14 protein-coding genes are annotated in these 18,690 nt (G+C 66.2%); 7 read left to right on the forward strand and 7 right to left on the reverse strand.

Going from position 1 to position 18,690, the window contains the following annotated elements; translation table 11 throughout:
- Positions 1-263 precede the first annotated feature (263 nt).
- Positions 264-659 (forward strand): BLUF domain-containing protein, encoded by a 396-nt coding sequence (locus ACH0AE_RS11380; RefSeq protein ID WP_294441622.1) that lies wholly within the window; start codon positions 264-266, stop codon positions 657-659.
- A gap of 18 nt (positions 660-677) precedes the next feature.
- Here the strand turns inward: ACH0AE_RS11380 and ACH0AE_RS11385 are convergent, their stop codons facing one another.
- From ACH0AE_RS11385 to miaA, 6 genes are all read right to left on the reverse strand, one after another.
- The gene (locus tag ACH0AE_RS11385) at positions 678-1,313 is read right to left on the reverse strand and encodes a YceI family protein (protein ID WP_294441621.1); all 636 of its coding nucleotides are present in this window, start codon (positions 1,311-1,313) and stop codon (positions 678-680) included.
- A gap of 90 nt (positions 1,314-1,403) precedes the next feature.
- Complete coding sequence (locus ACH0AE_RS11390; protein WP_294441620.1) at positions 1,404-2,114, reverse strand: hypothetical protein; 711 nt, start codon at positions 2,112-2,114, stop codon at positions 1,404-1,406.
- Positions 2,115-2,243: 129 nt separating this feature from the next.
- Entirely contained in the window at positions 2,244-3,263 is a 1,020-nt protein-coding gene (ilvC, locus tag ACH0AE_RS11395; RefSeq protein WP_294441619.1) for a ketol-acid reductoisomerase, read from the reverse strand.
- 134 nt (positions 3,264-3,397) lie between these two features.
- Positions 3,398-3,913: an acetolactate synthase small subunit gene (gene ilvN, locus ACH0AE_RS11400; protein ID WP_294441618.1), complete on the reverse strand. Its 516-nt coding sequence runs from the start codon at positions 3,911-3,913 to the stop codon at positions 3,398-3,400.
- Between the two features lie 127 nt (positions 3,914-4,040).
- The gene (locus ACH0AE_RS11405) at positions 4,041-5,786 is read right to left on the reverse strand and encodes an acetolactate synthase 3 large subunit (RefSeq protein ID WP_294441617.1); all 1,746 of its coding nucleotides are present in this window, start codon (positions 5,784-5,786) and stop codon (positions 4,041-4,043) included.
- Between the two features lie 78 nt (positions 5,787-5,864).
- A complete protein-coding gene (miaA, locus tag ACH0AE_RS11410) occupies positions 5,865-6,791 on the reverse strand; it encodes a tRNA (adenosine(37)-N6)-dimethylallyltransferase MiaA (protein ID WP_294441616.1) in 927 nt (308 codons plus the stop codon).
- Here miaA and serB point away from each other — a divergent pair.
- Both serB and ACH0AE_RS11420 read left to right on the forward strand, forming a co-directional pair.
- Positions 6,784-7,665, forward strand: coding sequence for a phosphoserine phosphatase SerB (gene serB, locus ACH0AE_RS11415; protein WP_294441615.1), 882 nt, complete (start codon positions 6,784-6,786; stop codon positions 7,663-7,665). The genes miaA and serB overlap by 8 nt on opposite strands.
- A gap of 34 nt (positions 7,666-7,699) precedes the next feature.
- A complete protein-coding gene (locus ACH0AE_RS11420; RefSeq protein WP_406875750.1) occupies positions 7,700-9,028 on the forward strand; it encodes an MFS transporter in 1,329 nt (442 codons plus the stop codon).
- A 57-nt stretch (positions 9,029-9,085) separates the two neighbouring features.
- Here the strand turns inward: ACH0AE_RS11420 and ACH0AE_RS11425 are convergent, their stop codons facing one another.
- Positions 9,086-11,365 (reverse strand): glycoside hydrolase family 3 N-terminal domain-containing protein, encoded by a 2,280-nt coding sequence (locus ACH0AE_RS11425; RefSeq protein ID WP_294441613.1) that lies wholly within the window; start codon positions 11,363-11,365, stop codon positions 9,086-9,088.
- 152 nt (positions 11,366-11,517) lie between these two features.
- Between ACH0AE_RS11425 and ACH0AE_RS11430 the strand changes: the two genes are divergently transcribed.
- From ACH0AE_RS11430 to ACH0AE_RS11445, 4 genes are all read left to right on the forward strand, one after another.
- Positions 11,518-12,519, forward strand: coding sequence for a LacI family DNA-binding transcriptional regulator (locus ACH0AE_RS11430; RefSeq protein WP_406875751.1), 1,002 nt, complete (start codon positions 11,518-11,520; stop codon positions 12,517-12,519).
- Positions 12,516-13,937 (forward strand): glucoamylase family protein, encoded by a 1,422-nt coding sequence (locus ACH0AE_RS11435; protein WP_294441611.1) that lies wholly within the window; start codon positions 12,516-12,518, stop codon positions 13,935-13,937. The genes ACH0AE_RS11430 and ACH0AE_RS11435 overlap by 4 nt, the downstream gene beginning before the upstream one ends.
- Positions 13,934-15,463 (forward strand): tryptophan halogenase family protein, encoded by a 1,530-nt coding sequence (locus ACH0AE_RS11440; protein WP_294441610.1) that lies wholly within the window; start codon positions 13,934-13,936, stop codon positions 15,461-15,463. Before ACH0AE_RS11435 ends, ACH0AE_RS11440 begins: the two co-directional genes overlap by 4 nt.
- Positions 15,464-15,581: 118 nt before the next feature.
- Positions 15,582-18,677 carry a TonB-dependent receptor domain-containing protein gene (locus ACH0AE_RS11445; protein WP_294441609.1) on the forward strand — a complete coding sequence of 1,032 codons (3,096 nt, stop codon included), beginning with the start codon at positions 15,582-15,584 and terminating at the stop codon, positions 18,675-18,677.
- Positions 18,678-18,690: the final 13 nt, after the last annotated feature.

The raw sequence follows: 18,690 nt of genomic DNA on the forward strand, positions 1-18,690 counted from the left end.
TGGTCCGCTTCGCTGGAGGGGCGTCTTTTCGTCTCGTCTGGCCCTTAGGCGGATCGCGTGCCGCCCGCTGGGCGCACGTCGCTGGTCGCGCCTAAGGGCGCGTAAGTCGAAGGAGAAGAACGGCGCCCGTGCGGATCATCGACACGGCGGTTGCCGCATAATCGAGCGCATGTCCAGCCTTCAGGAATTTTGACGTTTACGTAAGAACTTGGCGGTTAGCGCTGGGTGCGCGCCGGGGGGCGTGTTCAGCCAAGGGACCCAAGTTGCGCCAGCTTCTCTATATCAGCACTGCCTCCACCGGCGCGTCGATCGAGGTCGGGGCGATCCTCGCGACGTCGCAGCGCAACAATCGCCGCGACGGGGTCACCGGCCTGTTGTGGACCGACGGCTACCGCTTCCTCCAGGTTCTGGAAGGCGGCGACGCGGCGGTTCAGGGTGTGTTCGACCGGATCCGCGCTGATCCGCGCCACCGCGCGATCGTGGTGTTGCACGACAGGGCGATCGAGGCGCGCGAGTTCGGCGCGTGGGAGATGGCGCGCCGTGGGCCGACCGACACGGCCGACGATTTCGATGCGCGGATGAACCGGCACCTGGAATCGGCCTCCGCCTCCGTCCGCGGCACGTTCGAAGGACTGATCGCCGCCCGAAGTGCCGCGTAACGGAGGGAGCGCCGCCGCTTACTTCTCGAACGCGGCGGTGATCTTCAGCTTCACCTCGTCCGATACCATCGGGATGCCGTAGCCGATGTTGAACTCGCTGCGGCGGATCGTGGTGTTCGCGGTGAAGCCGACGGTTTCCTTGCCGCCCATCTGCGCCGGCATCTTTCCCGCGCCATAGAATTGCGCGTCCAGCGTTACCGGCTTGGTGACGCCGTTCAGCGTCAGATTGCCGTCGATCTTCGCATTCTGGCCGCTGGGCGTGACGCGAGTCGACACGAAGCGCGCCGGGGCGGGCGAGGCGCCGAAGAAGTCCGCCGACTTGCCGGCGTCAGCAGGCTTCAGCAGATGCTTGGTGAGCCCGGCGCTGGCAGTCGTGACTTCCGCCACCGGGATCGAGACTTCGACCTTGGACGCGCCGAGGTTCTTCGGATCGAGCGTCAGCGTGCCGGTGATGTTGCCGAACAGCCCGAAGTACGGCGTGAAGCCGAGGTGATCGACGGTCCATTCCACCAGAGTGTGTCCAGCGTCGGCGGTGTAGGTGCCGCCAGTGACCGCGGCGACGTTCTTGGAGCCGGGTGCCGTCATCGGCGCCTGCTGGGCGACGACGGCGCCGGTAAACAGGGCGGACAGAAGGAAAGCATGGGCGATGCGCATGTGAAGGACTCCCCGAGATGATCGTTACGCGACAATCAACCACAACGCTTCGAACGCAGAAAGGTCCGCGGCCGAAACGATCGATTTCGTCTATTCGCTGACACCAACCACGAGATCGAACTTGATGCGCACCCAGGCGCCGATCATCGGGCGGCCGTTGACGCGCGGCGGGCGGACCAGGAACTGCCACGAGGCCTGGCGCAAGCCGCGCGCGATGCCGGAACCGGGGCTCTCGCCGATCTCGCGGCAATCCTCCACGTGATTGCGCTCAATTGTGCGGCAGGCAATCATGCCCCAGCCGGTCTGCGCGCGCTGCGGCAGATAGGTGACGAGCTCCGCGCGGGTCGGTTCGCGCACCCATTCCGCGTTGTAGAGCGTCTCGCCGTTCGGCCCGCCGCCGCCTCCGCCGCCCCCTGGTTCGGCGCGCGCGGTCTCCGTCCCAGCGCCCGGCTCCGCACTTGCCTTGGGGAAGCGGCCGATATTGGACGCGGCGAAGTCTGCGCGGGAGAGGTTGATCACGCCGGGCAGTTCGATCGGGGGTGGCGGCAGGGGCGGGGGAGGCGGCGCGGTGCGCTGCGGTTCCGAGCGGCGCGGCGTGGTTGCAGCCCGCGCTTCTTGGCGCTGGGCGGGAGCGGCCTTTGGCCCGGGCGGGGCGACATCAAAGGTGGATAGCGCGCGCCCGCCGCCTGGCGGGGGGAAGCTCATCGCGCCCATCCGCAGCAGGACGAGGATCAGCAATGCGGCGAGGCCGAGCGCGATGGCCGAGGACGCGAGCCGGCTGCGCCAGGACGGGCGGGCCAAATACGTCGCATGAGTGTGAGACGCCGGCCGCATCGAAGGCGCGCCTAGCCGTTCAGTGGCGCGCCGACAATTGCCGAAGGTAATGCAACGCGCCCGGGAAGCGACCGAGCCTCCCGGGCGCGGAAAGGATTAGTTCTTTTCCTTGTCGACCAGCTTGTTCGCGCCGATCCAAGGCATCATCGCGCGCAGGTTGCTGCCGACCTGTTCGATCGGATGCGCGGCGGCCGCCTTGCGCGCCGCCTTCAGTTCCGGCTGGCCGGCGCGGTTGTCGAGCACGAAGTTCTTCACGAAGCGGCCCGACTGGATGTCGGCGAGGACGCGCTTCATTTCCTTCTTCGTCTCGTCCGTGATGATCCGCGGGCCGGTGGTGATGTCGCCATATTCGGCCGTGTTGCTGATCGAATAACGCATGTTGGCGATGCCGCCCTCGTACAGCAGGTCGACGATCAGCTTGGTCTCGTGGAGGCACTCGAAATAGGCCATTTCGGGGGCGTAGCCGGCCTCGACCAGCGTTTCGAACCCGGCCTGGATCAGGTGGGTGATGCCGCCGCACAGCACGGCCTGCTCGCCGAACAGGTCGGTCTCGCACTCTTCCTTGAAGTTCGTCTCGATGATGCCCGAGCGGCCGCCGCCGACGCCGCTGGCATAAGCGAGCGCGATGTCGTGCGCGTTGCCGCTCGCGTCCTGATGGACGGCGATGAGGCAGGGGACGCCGCCGCCCTTCACATATTCGCTGCGCACCGTGTGGCCCGGGCCCTTGGGTGCGATCATGATGACGTCGATGTCTGCCGGCGCCTCGATCAGGCCGAAGTGGACGTTGAGGCCGTGCGCGAAGGCAAGCGCGCTGCCGGGCTTCATGTTGCCCTTCAGGTCATTCTCCCAGATCGCGGCCTGATGCTCGTCGGGAGCCAGGATCATAAGGATGTCGGCCCAGCCGGCCGCTTCCTTGTTGCTCAGGACCTTGAAGCCGGCTGCTTCGACCTTCTTCGCGGTCGGCGAGTCTTCACGAAGCGCGATGGCGACTTCCTTCACGCCGCTGTCGCGCAGGTTCTGGGCATGGGCGTGGCCCTGCGAACCATAGCCGACGATGGCGATCTTCTTGGAAGCGATCAGGTTCAGATCGGCGTCGCGATCGTAATAGACACGCATTGGTAGGTACTCCCTTTGAGTTCTGGGCATCCCGCCGGACCTATTTCAGCATCCATCGTGCAACATCGGCGGGGCCGAATGTGAAGAGACGGGCGCTGCGAGAGGTCCGGGAGGACGAAGCCTCTGATGAAACGTTATGCCGCGTCCTTGCCGCGGGCGATGGCGACGATGCCGGTGCGGGCGACCTCGATCAGGCCGACTTCGCCCATCAGCTCGACGAACTTGTCGATCTTCTCGATGCCGCCGGTCACTTCGAACACGAAGCTGGAGGTGGTCGCGTCGACCACCCGCGCGCGATAGACATCGGCAAGGCGGAGCGCCTCGATGCGGTGATCGCTGACGCCGCGCACCTTCACCAGCGCGAGCTCGCGCTCGACGTGCGCGCCCTCAGCGGTGAGATCGCGCACCTTGTGAACCGGCACCAGCCGATCGAGCTGCGCCACGATCTGCTCAAGCATCGGCTTGCTGGCCGACGTGACGATCGTGATGCGGCTGACGGCCTTGTCGGCGGTGATCTCACTCACCGTCAGGCTTTCGATATTATAGCCGCGCGCGGTGAACAGGCCGGCGATGCGCGCCAGGATGCCGGGCTCGTTGTCGACGATGACGGCGAGCGTATGCCGCTCGGCGGTTTCGGATTTGATGTGCACTGCTTCTTCCTTCTCCCCTCCCGCTTGGACCCCGTCAAAGCACTACTTTGATGGGAGCCCGATGGGAGGGGGCGGGGGAGGGATGTCTCGGGTGGTGAAGGTGCCTGCGGGGAGGACTTCCTGTGGCTCAGACCAGCGCCTTGGCCTCGTCGTCCATGGTGCCCGACACTTCGTTTGCCTGCAGGATCATGTCCGTATGGGCGGCGCCGCTCGGGATCATGGGGAAGCAGTTGGCGAGCTTCGCCACCATGCAATCCACCATCACCGGGCCGTCATGTGCGAGCATGTCTGCAATGCCCCGATCGAGCTGGTCGGGATGCTCGATGCGGATCCCCTTCCAGCCATAAGCCTCGGCAAGCTTCACGAAATCGGGCAGCGAATCCGAATAGCTTTCGGCGTAGCGGCTCTCATAGGTGAGTTCCTGCCACTGGCGGACCATCCCCATATACTCGTTGTTGAGGATGAAGATCTTCACCGGCAAACGGTATTGCGTCGCTGTCGCCAGTTCCTGGATGTTCATCTGGATCGAGGCCTCGCCGGCGATGTCGATAACGAGCGCGTTGGGATTGCCGAGCTGCGCACCGATCGCGGCCGGCAGGCCATAGCCCATCGTGCCGAGGCCGCCGGACGTCAGCCACTTGTTCGGCTTTTCGAACCCGAAATGCTGCGCAGCCCACATCTGATGCTGGCCGACCTCGGTGGTGATGATCGGATCGCGCGCACGGGTTGCCTCCCACAATGCGCGGATCGCGCGCTGCGGCATGATGACCTCATCGTCCTTCGGGAAGTTGAGGCACTGAACCGCGCGCCAGCCCTCGATGCGGCGCCACCATTCGCCCGTGTCGGGCTTCGGGTGCTGCCGCGCCTTCCAGATGCGGACCATGTCCTCCATCGCGTGGCCAGCATCCGCGACGATGCCGAGATCGATCCGCACCGTCTTGTTGATGCTCGACCGGTCGACGTCGATGTGCACCTTGCGGCTGTTGGGCGAGAAGGCATCGAGACGCCCGGTGACGCGGTCGTCAAACCGCGCCCCGATCGCGACGATCAGGTCCGCCTGGTTCATCGCCATGTTTGCCTCATAGGTGCCGTGCATGCCCAGCATGCCCAGGAACTGCGGCGAGGTGGCGGGGTAGGCGCCGAGGCCCATCAGCGTCGAGGTGACGGGCGCGCCGGTGATCCGCGCGAGCTCCTGGAGCAGCTGCGACGCGCCGGGCCCGGAGTTGATGACGCCGCCGCCGGTATAGAGGATCGGGCGCTCGGCCGCGGCGAGCATGTCGACGACCTGCTCGATCTCGCTGCGCTCTGCCTTCACCGCCGGACGGTACGTCTTGTGCTGGATCGGACCGGGCCTGGTGTAGCGCGCGGTCGCGACCTGGACGTCCTTCGGGATATCGACGACCACCGGGCCCGGGCGGCCAGAGGTGGCGATATGGAACGCCTCATGGATCACGTCGCCTAGGCGCGCGGGATCCTTCACCAGATAATTGTGCTTCGTACAGTGGCGCGTGATGCCGACGGTATCGGCCTCTTGGAAAGCGTCAGAGCCGATCAGCGTCGTCGGCACCTGACCGGTGATGACGACCATCGGGATCGAATCGAGCAGCGCATCGGTGATGCCCGTGACGGCGTTCGTCGCCCCGGGGCCGGAGGTGACGAGCACCACGCCCGGCTTGCCGGTGGAGCGGGCATAGCCTTCCGCCGCATGGGTCGCTGCCTGCTCGTGCCGTACCAGGATGTGGCGAATACGCTTCGAACGGAAGAGGGCGTCGTAAATCGGAAGGACGGCACCGCCAGGATAGCCGAAGATGACGTCCACGCCGAGATCGCACAGCGCCTCGACCAGGATGTCTGCTCCGCTCTTCTCAGTCACGTCCAATTCCCTTCTGCCGTTACAGGACGGTGTTTAGCCGTCCGCGGCAGGGCCGGCTACGGCACCAAAAATTACGTGTCAACGCCAAAGTTTGAAATAATATTCCAATCTTTGCATCGGCAACTCTGTAATACGTGGCCAACCACGCGGCGGCTGGTGCCGAAACCAGGTATATTGGCGCTTGGCGTAGCGCCGCGTGGCGGCGCGCGCCTGCTCCAACGCGGTGGCGCGATCGATCGCCCCCTCCAGCATGGCGGCGATCTCCGGCACCCCGATCGCGCGCCGGATCGGCGCGTCGGCCGGCACGTCACCGCGCGCGAGCAGCGCCTCGACTTCCTCGACCGCGCCGCCATCGAACATCTCCGCAAGCCGCGCATCGACCCGCTCGTTCAGCGTCTCGCGCTCCGGCAGCACGATGAGCGGTGACAGGTCGACCTGGTCGCCGATCCCGCCGGCGCGCGCATCCTGCCATGCGCTGAGCGGGCGCCCGGTCGACCGGATCACCTCAAGCGCGCGCGCGACGCGGCTGGTGTCGGCCGGCGCCAATCGCTGTGCCGCGGGCGGATCGGCGAGCGCCAGCGCGGCATGCGCCTCGGCAACCGGCATGGCGCGCACGTCCTCCCGGATCGCGGGATCGATCGGGGGCACAGGCGCGATCCCTTCGATGAGGGTACGGATGTAGAGCCCCGTGCCGCCGGTGAGGATCGGCAGTCGGCCTTCCGTGATGATGGCGCAGATTGCGGCGCGCGCATCGGCTGCCCAGCTGGCGGCGGAACAGGCGACCGCGCCATCGACATAGCCGTAGAGCCGGTGTTCGGCGCGGGCCTCGTCCGCCGCGCTCGGCCGCGCGCTGATCACCCGAAGATCACGGTAGACCTGGCTCGCGTCGGCGTTGACGATCACGCCATTCGTCCGCTCCGCCAGTTCGAGCGCCAGCGACGACTTGCCGCTGGCGGTCGGCCCTGCGATGAGCGCCAGCTTCGGAAAGGGACCAGTCTTGTTCACCGCAACGCTGATAGCAGCCGGGCGCTTGTCGCCCCAGACCTTGTCGGACGCGCGCGATCGGCTCGCCGCAACTGGGTGTGCGCCCACCACGACGGGCTGGCTCGACGAGGGGGACGCGGCAGACATCGTGTTCGGCTTCGCCCCGGATGTCGCGCGGCAGACGCTGGAATGCACCTACGACGGCGTCGATGTCGTGGTGCAGCCGATGGCGGGACGCGAGAAGCGCCTGCTGGTGGCCGACATGGACTCCACCATGATCACCGTCGAGTGTATCGACGAACTGGCGGACTATGCCGGGATCAAGCCGCAGATCGCAGCGATCACCGAAGCGGCGATGCGCGGCGAGCTGGATTTCGCGGCCGCTCTGGACGCGCGCGTGGCGCTGCTGAAGGATCTCGATGCCGGAGCGATCGATCGATGCCGGAATGAGCGGGTGCGGCTGATGCCGGGCGCCGTGACTCTGGTGCGCACCATGCGCGCTCGCGGCGCGACCGCGATCCTGGTGTCAGGCGGGTTCACCGCCTTTGCCGAGCCGGTCGCCGAGGAAATCGGCTTCCACCGCGCCATCGCCAACCGGCTGGAACTCGCCGACGGCCGGCTGACCGGCACCGTTGGCAAGCCGATCGTCGATTCCTCGACCAAGGAGCGCACCTTGCGCGAAGCGCGCGCCGAACTGCTGTTGGCGGACGATGCGACACTGGCGGTGGGCGACGGGGCGAACGACCTCGCCATGATCAACATCGCCGGCCTTGGCGTGGCATATCGCGCGAAGCCGATCGTGGCGCAGGCCGCAGCGGCGCGGATCGATCATAATGATCTGACCGCATTGCTCTGGGCGCAGGGCATTGCGCGCAAGGACTGGCTCGGCGCCTGACCGCGGCACCGAGCGCACTCGGTCGCGATCAGCGATGAGCGCGCCTCGCCCTTCTTTCCTCCGCCTCGCCGCGTTCGCGGGCGGGGACTTCGCGTTCAATCTCTACTGGCAGAGCGTCATGCTCTACCTGCTGTTCTATTATACCGACGCGCTTCAGCTCGACATCGGGCTGGCCGCGACCGTCTATCTGGCGGCGTCGGCGTGGGACGGGGTGGTGAGCTTCCTGGTCGGGATCGCGGCCGACCGGCGCGGCTCCGCGCGGCGCTTTAGGCTGGCGCTGACGATCGGGGCCGTGCCGCTGGGGCTGGCGTTTGCCATCGCCTATATGCCGCCGCCGGTGGCGGGCGTTACCGGGTTCGCCTTCATACTCGTCGGCCACATCCTGTTCCGTACCGCTTACGCGCTGGTCAACGTGCCCTATCTCGCCATGTCGGCGCGGGTGAGCGCCGACAGCGCGGACCGCTCGCTCGTCGTCGGTTTGCGGATGCTGGCGGGCACGGCGGCGGCAGTGGTCGTCGCGATGGGCACGGTGCCGATCGGCGGCTGGCTGAACGGCGCTGAGGGGCCGCGCGCGTTCCTCGACGCGGCGCTGCTGTTCGCGTTCATCGCCACCGTGATCCTGATCGCGGTGGGCGCCACCTTCCGCGACGCGGCGCCGCCCGCGCCGGTGGAGCGGCTTTCGGTTTCCGCCTGTGTCGCCAGCCTCGTGCGCAACCGCGCCTTCGTCACGCTAAGCGCGGCGATGATGGCGATGATCGTCGCCGCGACGATCCTCAACAAATCGGTGCTGTATTACTTCAAATATGTCGGCGGGGACGAAGCCGCCGGGCAATTGACGCTAGCCGCGATGATGACGGTGAGCGGGGCGGCGGTGCCGGTGTGGATGCTCGTCGCCCGGCACACGGGCTCGCGCGCCTTATGGTTTGTCGCCACCGGCCTGTGCGCGGTGCTGTTGGCGCTTTTCGCCGCGACTGACGTGGCGCGCGCCGGGCTGACGCAGGCGTTGCTCGTGGCGCTGCAGGCGTCGATCGTCGGACTGCATTTCGCTTTTTGGGCGCTGCTGCCGGACACGGTGGAATATGGCCAGCGTGTCACCGGCGTTCGCGTCGAAGGGACGGTCTTCGGCGTTGCTGCGCTGCTCCAGCGGATCGCGATCGGCATGGCGACGGCGATCCTCGGCTGGAGCTTCGAGGGGGCGGGCTACATTCCCAATGTGGCGCAGAGCGAAGCCACGCTGGCGGGCATGCGCCTGTCGATCGCGCTGATCCCGCTCGCCTTCTTCTGCCTGTCGGCCTGGCTGATGTGGCTGAACCCGCTGTCGCGTGGCGCGCATGACCGGATCGTACGCGAGCTGGCGAATTAGCTTCTTGTCACCCCGGGAACGCGCCCGGGGTGACGATGTTCAGGTCAGGGGATCAGATCAGGCCTTCACCAGATCGAACGTGCCATGGACCCCGTCGGCCTGGGCGGAAGGTGCGATCCACAGATCAAAGGTGCCCGGCTCCACGGTCGGCTTCAGCTCCAGCCCGATAAACTCGAGGTCCGCGCGGCGCAGCGTGAACGTGACCTTTTCACTCGCACCCGGTGCCAGTGCGATCTTGCGGAACGCCTTCAGCTCACGCACCGGTCGCGTGACGCTGCCCACCCGGTCGCGGATGTAGAGCTGCACCACCTCTTCCGCCGCACGCTTGCCCGTGTTGGCAACGGTGGCGGAGACGGTGAGCGTGCCGTCCCAGCCCATCGACTGCGGCAGCTCGAGCCCGCGATACTCGATCACGCCATAGGTGAGGCCGTGGCCGAAGGGGTAAAGCGCGGTGTTGGTGGTCGTGCGATACCGCGCGCGATACGGCTCGGTCAGATTCGGCGCCGGCCGCCCGGTCGCCTTGTGGTCGTAGTAATACGGCGACTGCCCCGAATCATGCGGGAAGCTGACCGGCAGGCGGCCCGACGGGCTGTATGCCCCGAACAGGACGTCGGCGATGCCGTTGCCCGATTCCGAACCGAGGAACCAGGTGACGAGGATCGCCGGCGCGTCCTTGACGGCACCCTCCAGTGCAAGCCCACGGCCGTTTTTCAGCACCACGACGATCGGCTTGCCGGTCTTCGCCACGGCCTCGGCCAGCGCCTGTTGCGGTGCCGGCACGACGATCTCGGTGCGTGACTGTGCCTCGCCCGACATGTTCTCGGATTCGCCGATCGCGAGCAGCACGACGTCAGCGGCATTCGCGGCGGCGACGGCGGCCTCGATCCCGCCGGGCAGCGGCTCTTCCACCTTGGAGCCGAGCGTTACCGTCACGTTGCTCGTACCAGCGGCCGCGCGCACACCCTCGGCGAGGTCGACTGCCTGGGCATTGTCGCCATAGACCACCCACGGACCGTTGAGGTCATGCTTGCCCTCCGCGAACGGGCCGATGATCGCGATCTTGCGGCCGGTGCGGGGCAGGGGCAGCAGATCGCCGTCGTTCTTCAACAGCACGATCGACTTGCGCGCAGCTTCTCGCGAAACGGCGAGATTCGCTTTGGTGCGGGTGCGCGCCTTTTCGCGCTTCGGATCGATGCGGCGGAACGGGTCATCGAACAGGCCGAGCGCGTGCTTCACGGCGAGCACGCGGCGGACGGAACGGTCGAGCCGCTCCTCCGGCACGTCGCCATCACGAACGAGCGCGGGGAGATGCAGGAAGTAATTGTTGCTCTGCATCGACATGTCGACGCCGGCGAGGAAGGCGATACGCGTCGCGTCACGCGAATCCTTGGCAAAGCCGTGCGCGATCATTTCCTCGTCGCCGGTGTAGTCGCCCACGACGAAGCCCTTGAAGCCCCACTCGCCGCGCAGCAGCGTGTCGAGCAGCCACGGATTGCCGTGCGCCGGCACCCCTGAAATCTCGTTGAACGATGCCATCGCGGAAAGCGCGCCAGCATCGAACCCGGCCTTGTACGGCGGCAGATATACCTCGCGCAGCGTGCGCTCTGAAACGTCGACCGTGTTGTAGTCGAGGCCGCCTTCCGCCGCGCCATAAGCAGCGAAATGCTTGACGCAGGCCATCATCGCGTCGTTCGCCTTCAGGTCCCGCCCCTGGAAGCCGCGGACGCGCGCGGCGGCGAAGAGTTCACCCAGGCGCACGTCCTCGCCAGCGCCCTCCATCGTCCGGCCCCAGCGCTGGTCGCGAGCGACGTCCACCATCGGGAAGAACGTCCAGTCGATGCCGGCGCCCGCAGCTTCGGATGCGGCGACGCGCGCCGTCCGCTCGGCCAGGTCAGGCTCAAAGCTCGCCGCTTCGCCCACCGGCACAGGGAAGATCGTGCGATGGCCGTGAATCACGTCGGCCGCGAAGATCAGCGGGATCTTGAGGCGCGATTCGCGCATCACGGCGCTTTGCATCCGGCGCGCCATGGCGGCGCCATTGCCGTTGAACACGCCCGTCAGCTTGCCGGCGACCGCGTCTCCCAATTGGCCATCGAAGCTGGGGCCGGAGGATGGGGGATTCAGGGTGGTCGCGACACCGCCACTCCACGCAGCGGCCATCAGATTGAGCTGGCCCGCCTTTTCCTCCAGCGTCATCTTCGCAATCAGCGCATCGACCGATGCCGGCACGTCCAGCTCGGCTGCCTGCAGCAGTGCTCGCGCCGGGCTTGCCGCCCAGGCCATGATCGCGCTTGCGCCAGCCAGTGCGGCACGCCGCGAGATGCGAAGATCAGACATAACCCTCCTTCTTCAGCCGTCGAACCAGGCGTCCGCGACCATGATAACGTTCTCAATAACTTGCGTCGCGGAATTGCCGTTGACGCCCCTGTAACCGGTTACGTAGACGGCGGGGCGAGTGAATTGCAATCGATAAAGAAGGGGGGAGAGCGATGGGGGAAGCAACGATCCGCGATGTCGCGCGCCGTGCGGCCGTGTCGGTTGCGTCGGTATCCCGCGCGCTGAATGGGCTGGCGAACGTTCACCCCGATACCCGCGCGCGCGTGCTCTCCGCAGCGCAGGATCTTGGTTACGTGCCGCACGCCGGTGCGCGCAGCCTCAGCCTGGCGCGCACCCACGCAATCGGCGTCGTGCTTCCCGATCTGCACGGCGAGTTCTTCTCCGAAGTCGTGCGCGGCCTGGATCGTGAGGCCAGCGCCCATGGCTATCACCTGCTCTTGTCGAACATGCACGACGATGCGGGGCACGCGGGCCAGGCCCTGCGCGCGATGCGCGGGCGGGTCGACGGCCTTGTCGTGATGGCGCCGCACATCGATGACGCCGCGCTCGCCGCGATGCTGCCGCAGAGCCTGCCGACCGTGATGATCAACAGCGCTGGTGGCTCTGGTCGTCATTCGCTGCGCATCGATAATCGCACCGGCGCGCAGGCGATGGCGAACCATCTGGTGGCGCTTGGCCGGCGCAACATCGTCCATATCGCCGGACCGGAAGGGAATACCGACGCGCAGGAGCGGCGGGAGGGGTTCCTTGCGGCGGTATCGGGTGACGTGACGGTGCGCGTGGTGACAGGTGACTTTACCGAAGCGTCGGGTGAGCGGGCGATCGCCGGGCTGATCGAGGAAGGCGCCACTTTCGACGCGATCTTCGCCGGCAACGACATGATGGCGCTCGGCGCACTGCAGGCGCTGCGGGCTGCCGGCGTCGTGGTGCCGCAAGCAGTGGCGGTCGCCGGCTTCGATGACGTACCGCTCGCCCGCTACCTCTCACTCACCACGATCCGCGTTCACATGGCGGAGATCGGTGCCCGCGCAGCGGCGCGGCTGATCGACGCACTCGACGGGCGTCCGTCAGACCCCTCCACCGAATTGATTCAGCCCGAACTGGTCGTCCGCGCCACCACGGCGGCACCTCAAGATGTACGGAACAATCCATGAAGATCGGACGTCGAACTTTCCTGGCGCAAGGCGCGGCGGCTGGCGCGGCGACCATGGCTGCCGTCCCTGCGGCGCAGGCGCGCGCCGCTTCCCGGCCAACGCTGCCGGCCTTTTACGAGGACATCGAGCGGCGCACCTTCAACTGGTTTCGAAAGACGGTGAACCCCGCCAATGGCCTCGTGCCTGATCGCTGGCCGACGCCCAGCTTCTCCAGTATCGCAGCGGTCGGCTCTGCGCTCACCGTCTGGCCGATCGGTGTCGAGCGCGGCTGGATCTCGCGGCCAGAGGCGCGGGACCTGACGCTTGCAGCGCTGCGCTTCTTCGACAAGGCACCCCAAGGCGATGCCCCGACGGGCACCGCGGGCAATCGCGGCTTCTTCTATCACTTCCTCGATATGGAAACCGGGCTCCGGTACCGCGATAATGAGCTGTCGAGCGTGGACTCCACGCTATTGTTCCTCGGCATGCTCTTCGCTGCCGGCTGGTGGACCGGGAATGATCCCGCGGAGGCGGAAATCCGGCGGCTCGCCACCGACATCGTCGATCGTGCGGACTGGGCATGGTTCCAGAACGGCCGCCCCGTCGTGTCGATGGGCTGGCATCCGGGACGCGGTTTCCTCGATGCGGTGTGGCAGGGGTACAATGAGGGGATGATGACCGTCATCCTGGCGCTCGGTTCCGGCCGGCACCCGGTGAAGGACGGCGCGTGGGAAGCGTGGTGCGCGCCCTATCCCAGTTGCTGGCGGGGCGAGGGCGAGACGCGGCACCTCGCCTTCGCGCCGCTGTTCGGCCACCAGTACAGCCAGATGTGGATCGACTTTCGCGGCATCCGCGACGCAGCGATGCGCGAGGCGGGGTTCGATTACTTCGAGAACAGCCGCCGCGCGACCTATGCCAACCGCGCCTATTGCATCACCAACCCGCAGCAATGGGACGGCAACTCGGGCGACCTGTGGGGGCTCACGGCGTGCGACGGCCCCGGCAATTTCGAGCTGCCGTTCAAGGGGCGAACAGCGACGTTCTACGGCTATGCCGCGCGTGGGCCGCTGGGGCAGCCGGACGAACGGGACGACGGCACGATCGCGCCGACCGCCGCGCTTGGCAGCCTGCCGTTTGCGCCCGAGATCGTGGTGCCCGCCGCTCGCACGCTGCTGAAGGTGCCGGGGCTCTACCGGGAGTATGGCTTTGCCGATTCGTTCAACCCAAGCTTCCGCTACATCGACGCGAAGATCGAGACGGGCAGCGTCGATCCCAAGACCGGCTGGGTCGCGCGGGACTATCTGGGCATCGATCAGGGGCCGATCGTGATCATGGCGGCGAACTATCGCCATGATACGGTGTGGAAGGTGATGCGCCAGTCGCCGGTGATCCGGCGCGGGCTGGAGCGCGCCGGGTTCACGGGAGGATGGCTGGGATGAACGCGCCCGAGACGAAGATCCGCAAGATCACCATCGTCGGCGGTGGCACCGCGGGGTGGATGACCGCGGCGCTGCTATCGCAACTGTTCAATGACGGCGGATTCGACATCAAGCTGATCGAGTCGGACGAGATCGGCACGATCGGGGTGGGCGAGGCGACCATCCCCGCGATCCGCAACTATCACGCGCTGGCCGGACTGGATCAGGTGGCGATGATCCGGGCGACCCAGGCCACGTTCAAGCTGGGCATCGAGTTCGTTGACTGGCGCGCGCTGGGGCACAGCTACATCCATGGCTTCGGCAAGATCGGCCAGGATCTGCTCTGGCTGCACCCGCATCAGTTCTGGCTGAAATACGCCGCTCGCGGCCAGACCAAGCATTTCGATCATTACGCGCTGAATTGCCTCGCCGCGCGCCAAAACCGCTTCTGCCTGCCCGATCCGCGCAACCCCGGTTCGCCGCTCGCCGATCTTGACTACGCTTATCACTTCGACGCCTCGCTGTTCGCGCGGTTCCTGCGCGCCCATGCCGAGCAGCGCGGTGTCACCCGAATCGAGGGGCGGATCGTCTCGGCCGAGTTGCGGCCTGAGGATGGGCATGTCGATCACGTGCTGCTCAGCGACGGGCGCCGCGTGGACGGGGAGCTCTTCATCGACTGCTCCGGCATGCGCGCGCTGCTGCTCGGGCAGACGCTTGGCGTCGGCTATGAGGAATGGTCGCACTGGCTGCCTTGCGACCGCGCGCTCGCGGTGCCGTGCGAAAGCGTCGTGCCGCTGACGCCGTACACGCGATCGACCGCACGCGCCGCTGGCTGGCAGTGGCGGATCCCATTGCAGCACCGGATCGGCAACGGCCATGTCTATTCCAGCGCGCATATCAGCGACGATGAGGCAGCGGACGTGCTGCTCGCGAACCTTGACGGGCGAGCGCTCGCCGATCCGCGGCCGGTGCGCTTCACACCCGGCCGGCGCGACAAATCGTGGGAACGCAATGTCGTCGCGATCGGCCTGTCGAGCGGCTTTCTCGAGCCGCTGGAATCAACCAGCATCCACCTGATCCAGACCGCCATTCTGCGCCTCGTCGCACTGTTCCCGGGTGCGGGCATCAATGCGGCCGACGTTGCCGAATACAATCGCCAGACCTCGTTCGAATTCGAGGATGTGCGCGACTTCATCATCGCGCACTATAAAGTGACGGAGCGCGAGGATACGCCGTTCTGGGCCTATGTCCGCAACATGGACATCCCGGATTCGCTCAGCGCGCGGCTTGAGCTGTTCCGCACCTCCGCCCGCTTCTTTGGCCAGCAGAAGGCGGAGCTGTTCCGGGAGGAAAGCTGGGTCCAGGTGCTGCTGGGGCAGGGGCTGCAGGCGCAGCATGATCCGATGGTTGATCTCATTCCCGATGAGCAGGCACTCGGTTTCTTGCGTGATATCGAAGAAGTGATCGCAGATGTTGCGCAGGCGATGCCAGATCATGCCGCGTTCATCGCAAAGCACTGTCGCGCGCCGGCAACACCGCTAAACTGAATGTCGCGACTCGCTTGACAGCCCGTAAGTACTGGCGCTTGAGAGCCGCCCCGCGTGCAGTTCTTGTTTCGCGCGGTGTGTAACCGGTTACAGGGATCGGTTGGGGAGGATTTCGGAAATGCGTTCTCATCTGCACTCGCGCCTGGGGCTGACGCTCGGCATCTCGCCGATCGCTGTCGCCGCATTGCTTGTTGCACCGCCGGCGCTTGCGCAGGCGGCGGCGTCGATCCGCGGCACGGTCGCGGGTGCGCCGGCCGGCACGGTCGTGACGGTGACTGACACCAACACCGGCCAGCGTGTTGCCGGCCGTACTGGCGCGAACGGCGTCTACGTCATCAGCGGGTTGCGCCCGGGCACGTACCGCGTCGAAGTGGAAGGCCGCCAGACGCAGAACGTGGTGCTGCCGGTCGGCCTCACCATCACCTATGACGTGCCGGCCGTCACGGCAGCGCAACCGGAGAATGGCGCGCCTTCCGACGGGGCGGTCTCGGGGGCGGACATCGTCGTCACCGGCACGCGCCAGCAGGAAGTCCGCAGCGCCACGATTTCCACCAGCGTCAGCCAGACTCAGATCGAGAACCTGCCGCAGAACGACCGCAACTTCCTGAACTTCGCCGCGCTGGCGCCGGGCGTGAACGTGTCGCCCTCCGCCGGTGCGCGCCGCGTGCAGGCGGGTGCAACGAGCGCCGACAATATCAACGTGTTCATCGACGGCCTCAGCCTCAAGAACCCGGTCAATCACGGCGGCGTCGCGGGCCAGAACTTCTCGCTGGGCAACCCCTTCCCGCAGTCGGCCATCCAGGAGTTCAAGGTCGACACCCAGAACTTCAAGGCGGAATACGAACAGGCTGGCTCCGCCATCATCACCGCGGTGACCAAGACCGGCGGTACCGAATTCCACGGCGGCGCCTTCGGCGAGTGGCAGCCCAAGGCATTCATCGGCCGCCCCTACTTCGATCGCCCGGGCAAGGCGAACAACCCGAACGGCACCATTCCGAAGCCCGATTACAATCGCTGGCAATATGGCGCGGACCTCGGCGGCCCGATCGTCAAGGACGTGCTTCACTTCTTCGCCGCCTTCGAGGCGACCGATCAGCGGCTCGCGTCCGACACGATCAACCTGCAGACCTCGCAGGGCGTGCCGGAGGCCATCGCGAGCCGCTACAACGGCAGCGCGCCCAAGGAGTTCAGCCAGCGGCTGTATTTCGGCAAGCTGACCTTCTTCGCGACCGACGTCGATACCGTAAACCTCAGCGCGTTCCTGCGCCGCGAGAGCAACCTCAGCGATTTCGGTGGCACTTCCGTGCCCGAGCACGGCCACTTCCTGGAGAGCAACAACGATCTCTACCAGTTCGAGTGGACGCGCCGCGGCGATAACGTCCTGAACGAATTCACCGTTGCCTATCAGAAGGTGTTCAACGGCACGCCGCGCGTGAGCCAGGGGCCGGAGATCATCCTCAGCGCCCCCGTCGCGCCGCCCGCGCTGTCGCCCAACTTCGATACGATCGCGGCGCTCGGTGCCAACGCGTTCGAACAATATGACCGCCAGCGCACGCTGACGATCAAGAACAACATCACCGTCACTGGCGACACGCACGTCATCAAGGGCGGCGTGCGCCTCGCGTTCAACAAGCTGTCGCGCGAAGAGGACAATCGTACCAACGGCACGTACTTCTTTAACGGGCCGACCTTCACGTCGTTCGACGCTTCGACGCCCTACGGTGCCTCGATCTCGACCATCCCGGTGCAGCCGGCGCGCACCAACAATACGCAGGTCGGGGTGTTCATCCAGGACGATTGGACGCCCGACGAGCATTGGACGATCAATGCCGGCATCCGCTGGGATTTCGAAACCGACGCGAAGAACGAAGACTTCGTCACGCCGGACAATATCGCCAACGCACTGCGCAATTATGCCGGCTGGAAGGCGGCCGGGATCAATCCTGAGGACTATATCAACAACGGCGATCGCCGCCGCCCGTACTGGAAGGCGTTCCAGCCGCGCGTCGGTGTTTCCTATGACGTCAACGGCGACCGTGATCTGATCCTGTTTGCTGGTGCCGGCCGTTACTACGATCGGCCGCTGTTCATCACCTCGGGCATCGAGACGCTGAAGGCACTTTACCAGTCGGTCTCGACGCTCAACTTCTGTGACGGCCCCGGCATCGCCAGCTGCGCGGACGTGCGCGCGCAGAACAACGGCCAGCTGCCGCGGACCTTTACCACCTGGAACCCGGCGCTGCGCGATGTCGACAACCTGCGCGCTGCTGCGATCGCGCAGGGGCAGGGCGGTGACGTCTGGCTGCTCAACAACAAGACGAAGCTGCCGTTCTCGGACCAGTTCAACGTCGGCATCCGCAAGCGCTTTGGCCAGGTGCAGACGTCGCTCTCGTTCAGCCACATCCGCGGCCACAACGTGTTCCAGTTCGTGCGCGGCAACCGCTATTCGAACGGCTGGTACACGCGCCTGCTGCAGCGGGATGCGGCGGGCAACGTGATCGGCTGCACCAACGGCGGCAACACCTGGATCCAGGATCAGATGCCGGACGTCGACTTCGCCGCCTGCCCGGCGACGCAGGGCGATCTGCCGGGCTTCAACGGCAAGTTGAACATCGGCCAGAACAACGGCAAGTCGGTGTACAACGCCGTCTATATCACGGCCGAGAAGCCCTATTCGGAAAGCTCAGGCTGGGGGTTCACCACGTCGCTGACGCTGCAGCGCCCGCGCACCAATGTGGCGCAGGAGCTTGGTTCGGACGAGTTCTTCAACGGGCCTGACCAGACCGCCTATGGCTGGCAATATGTGCCGGGGACGGAGAAGTATCGCTTCGTCGGCACCGGCATCGTTCGCCTGCCGCTGGACGTGAGGTTCTCCGGCACGCTGACGCTCGGCTCGGGCCCTGCGTTCGGCAACATCATCTTCGGCCTGCCGAACCAGCCGCAGGAGGCGTGCTGCTACGGCAACCTGGGTGGCCGCTTCTTCCCCAAGGAGACGTTCGCTTACGCCAACCTCGATCTTCGCCTGGCGAAGAACTTCGAACTGCCGTGGGGTCATGACTTCGAGGTGAGCTTTGCAGCGTTCAACGTGTTCGACACGGTGAACCGCAACTACAGCGCCTGGGGTGCCGGCTCGGGCCAGAACCCGACGCTGGAGGAGAATGGCACCGTGGGCAACGCGCGCAGCTTCCAGGCCGGCGTCAAGTACCGGTTCTGATGCATGGGGCGGG

This window comes from Sphingomonas sp. 179-A 2A2 NHS (genome assembly GCF_045371305.1).
Taxonomy (GTDB): Bacteria; Pseudomonadota; Alphaproteobacteria; order Sphingomonadales; family Sphingomonadaceae; genus Sphingomonas.

What these genes read in the sequence shown, in the direction of transcription:
- ilvC (WP_294441619.1), bottom strand. Translation starts at nt 3,263, where the DNA reads ATGCGTGTCTATTACGATCGCGACGCCGATCTGAACCTGATCGCTTCC.
- ACH0AE_RS11430 (WP_406875751.1), top strand. Translation starts at nt 11,518, where the DNA reads ATGGGGGAAGCAACGATCCGCGATGTCGCGCGCCGTGCGGCCGTGTCG.
- ACH0AE_RS11435 (WP_294441611.1), top strand. Translation starts at nt 12,516, where the DNA reads ATGAAGATCGGACGTCGAACTTTCCTGGCGCAAGGCGCGGCGGCTGGC.
- ACH0AE_RS11385 (WP_294441621.1), bottom strand. Translation starts at nt 1,313, where the DNA reads ATGCGCATCGCCCATGCTTTCCTTCTGTCCGCCCTGTTTACCGGCGCC.
- ACH0AE_RS11425 (WP_294441613.1), bottom strand. Translation starts at nt 11,365, where the DNA reads ATGTCTGATCTTCGCATCTCGCGGCGTGCCGCACTGGCTGGCGCAAGC.
- ACH0AE_RS11445 (WP_294441609.1), top strand. Translation starts at nt 15,582, where the DNA reads ATGCGTTCTCATCTGCACTCGCGCCTGGGGCTGACGCTCGGCATCTCG.
- ACH0AE_RS11440 (WP_294441610.1), top strand. Translation starts at nt 13,934, where the DNA reads ATGAACGCGCCCGAGACGAAGATCCGCAAGATCACCATCGTCGGCGGT.
- ACH0AE_RS11420 (WP_406875750.1), top strand. Translation starts at nt 7,700, where the DNA reads ATGAGCGCGCCTCGCCCTTCTTTCCTCCGCCTCGCCGCGTTCGCGGGC.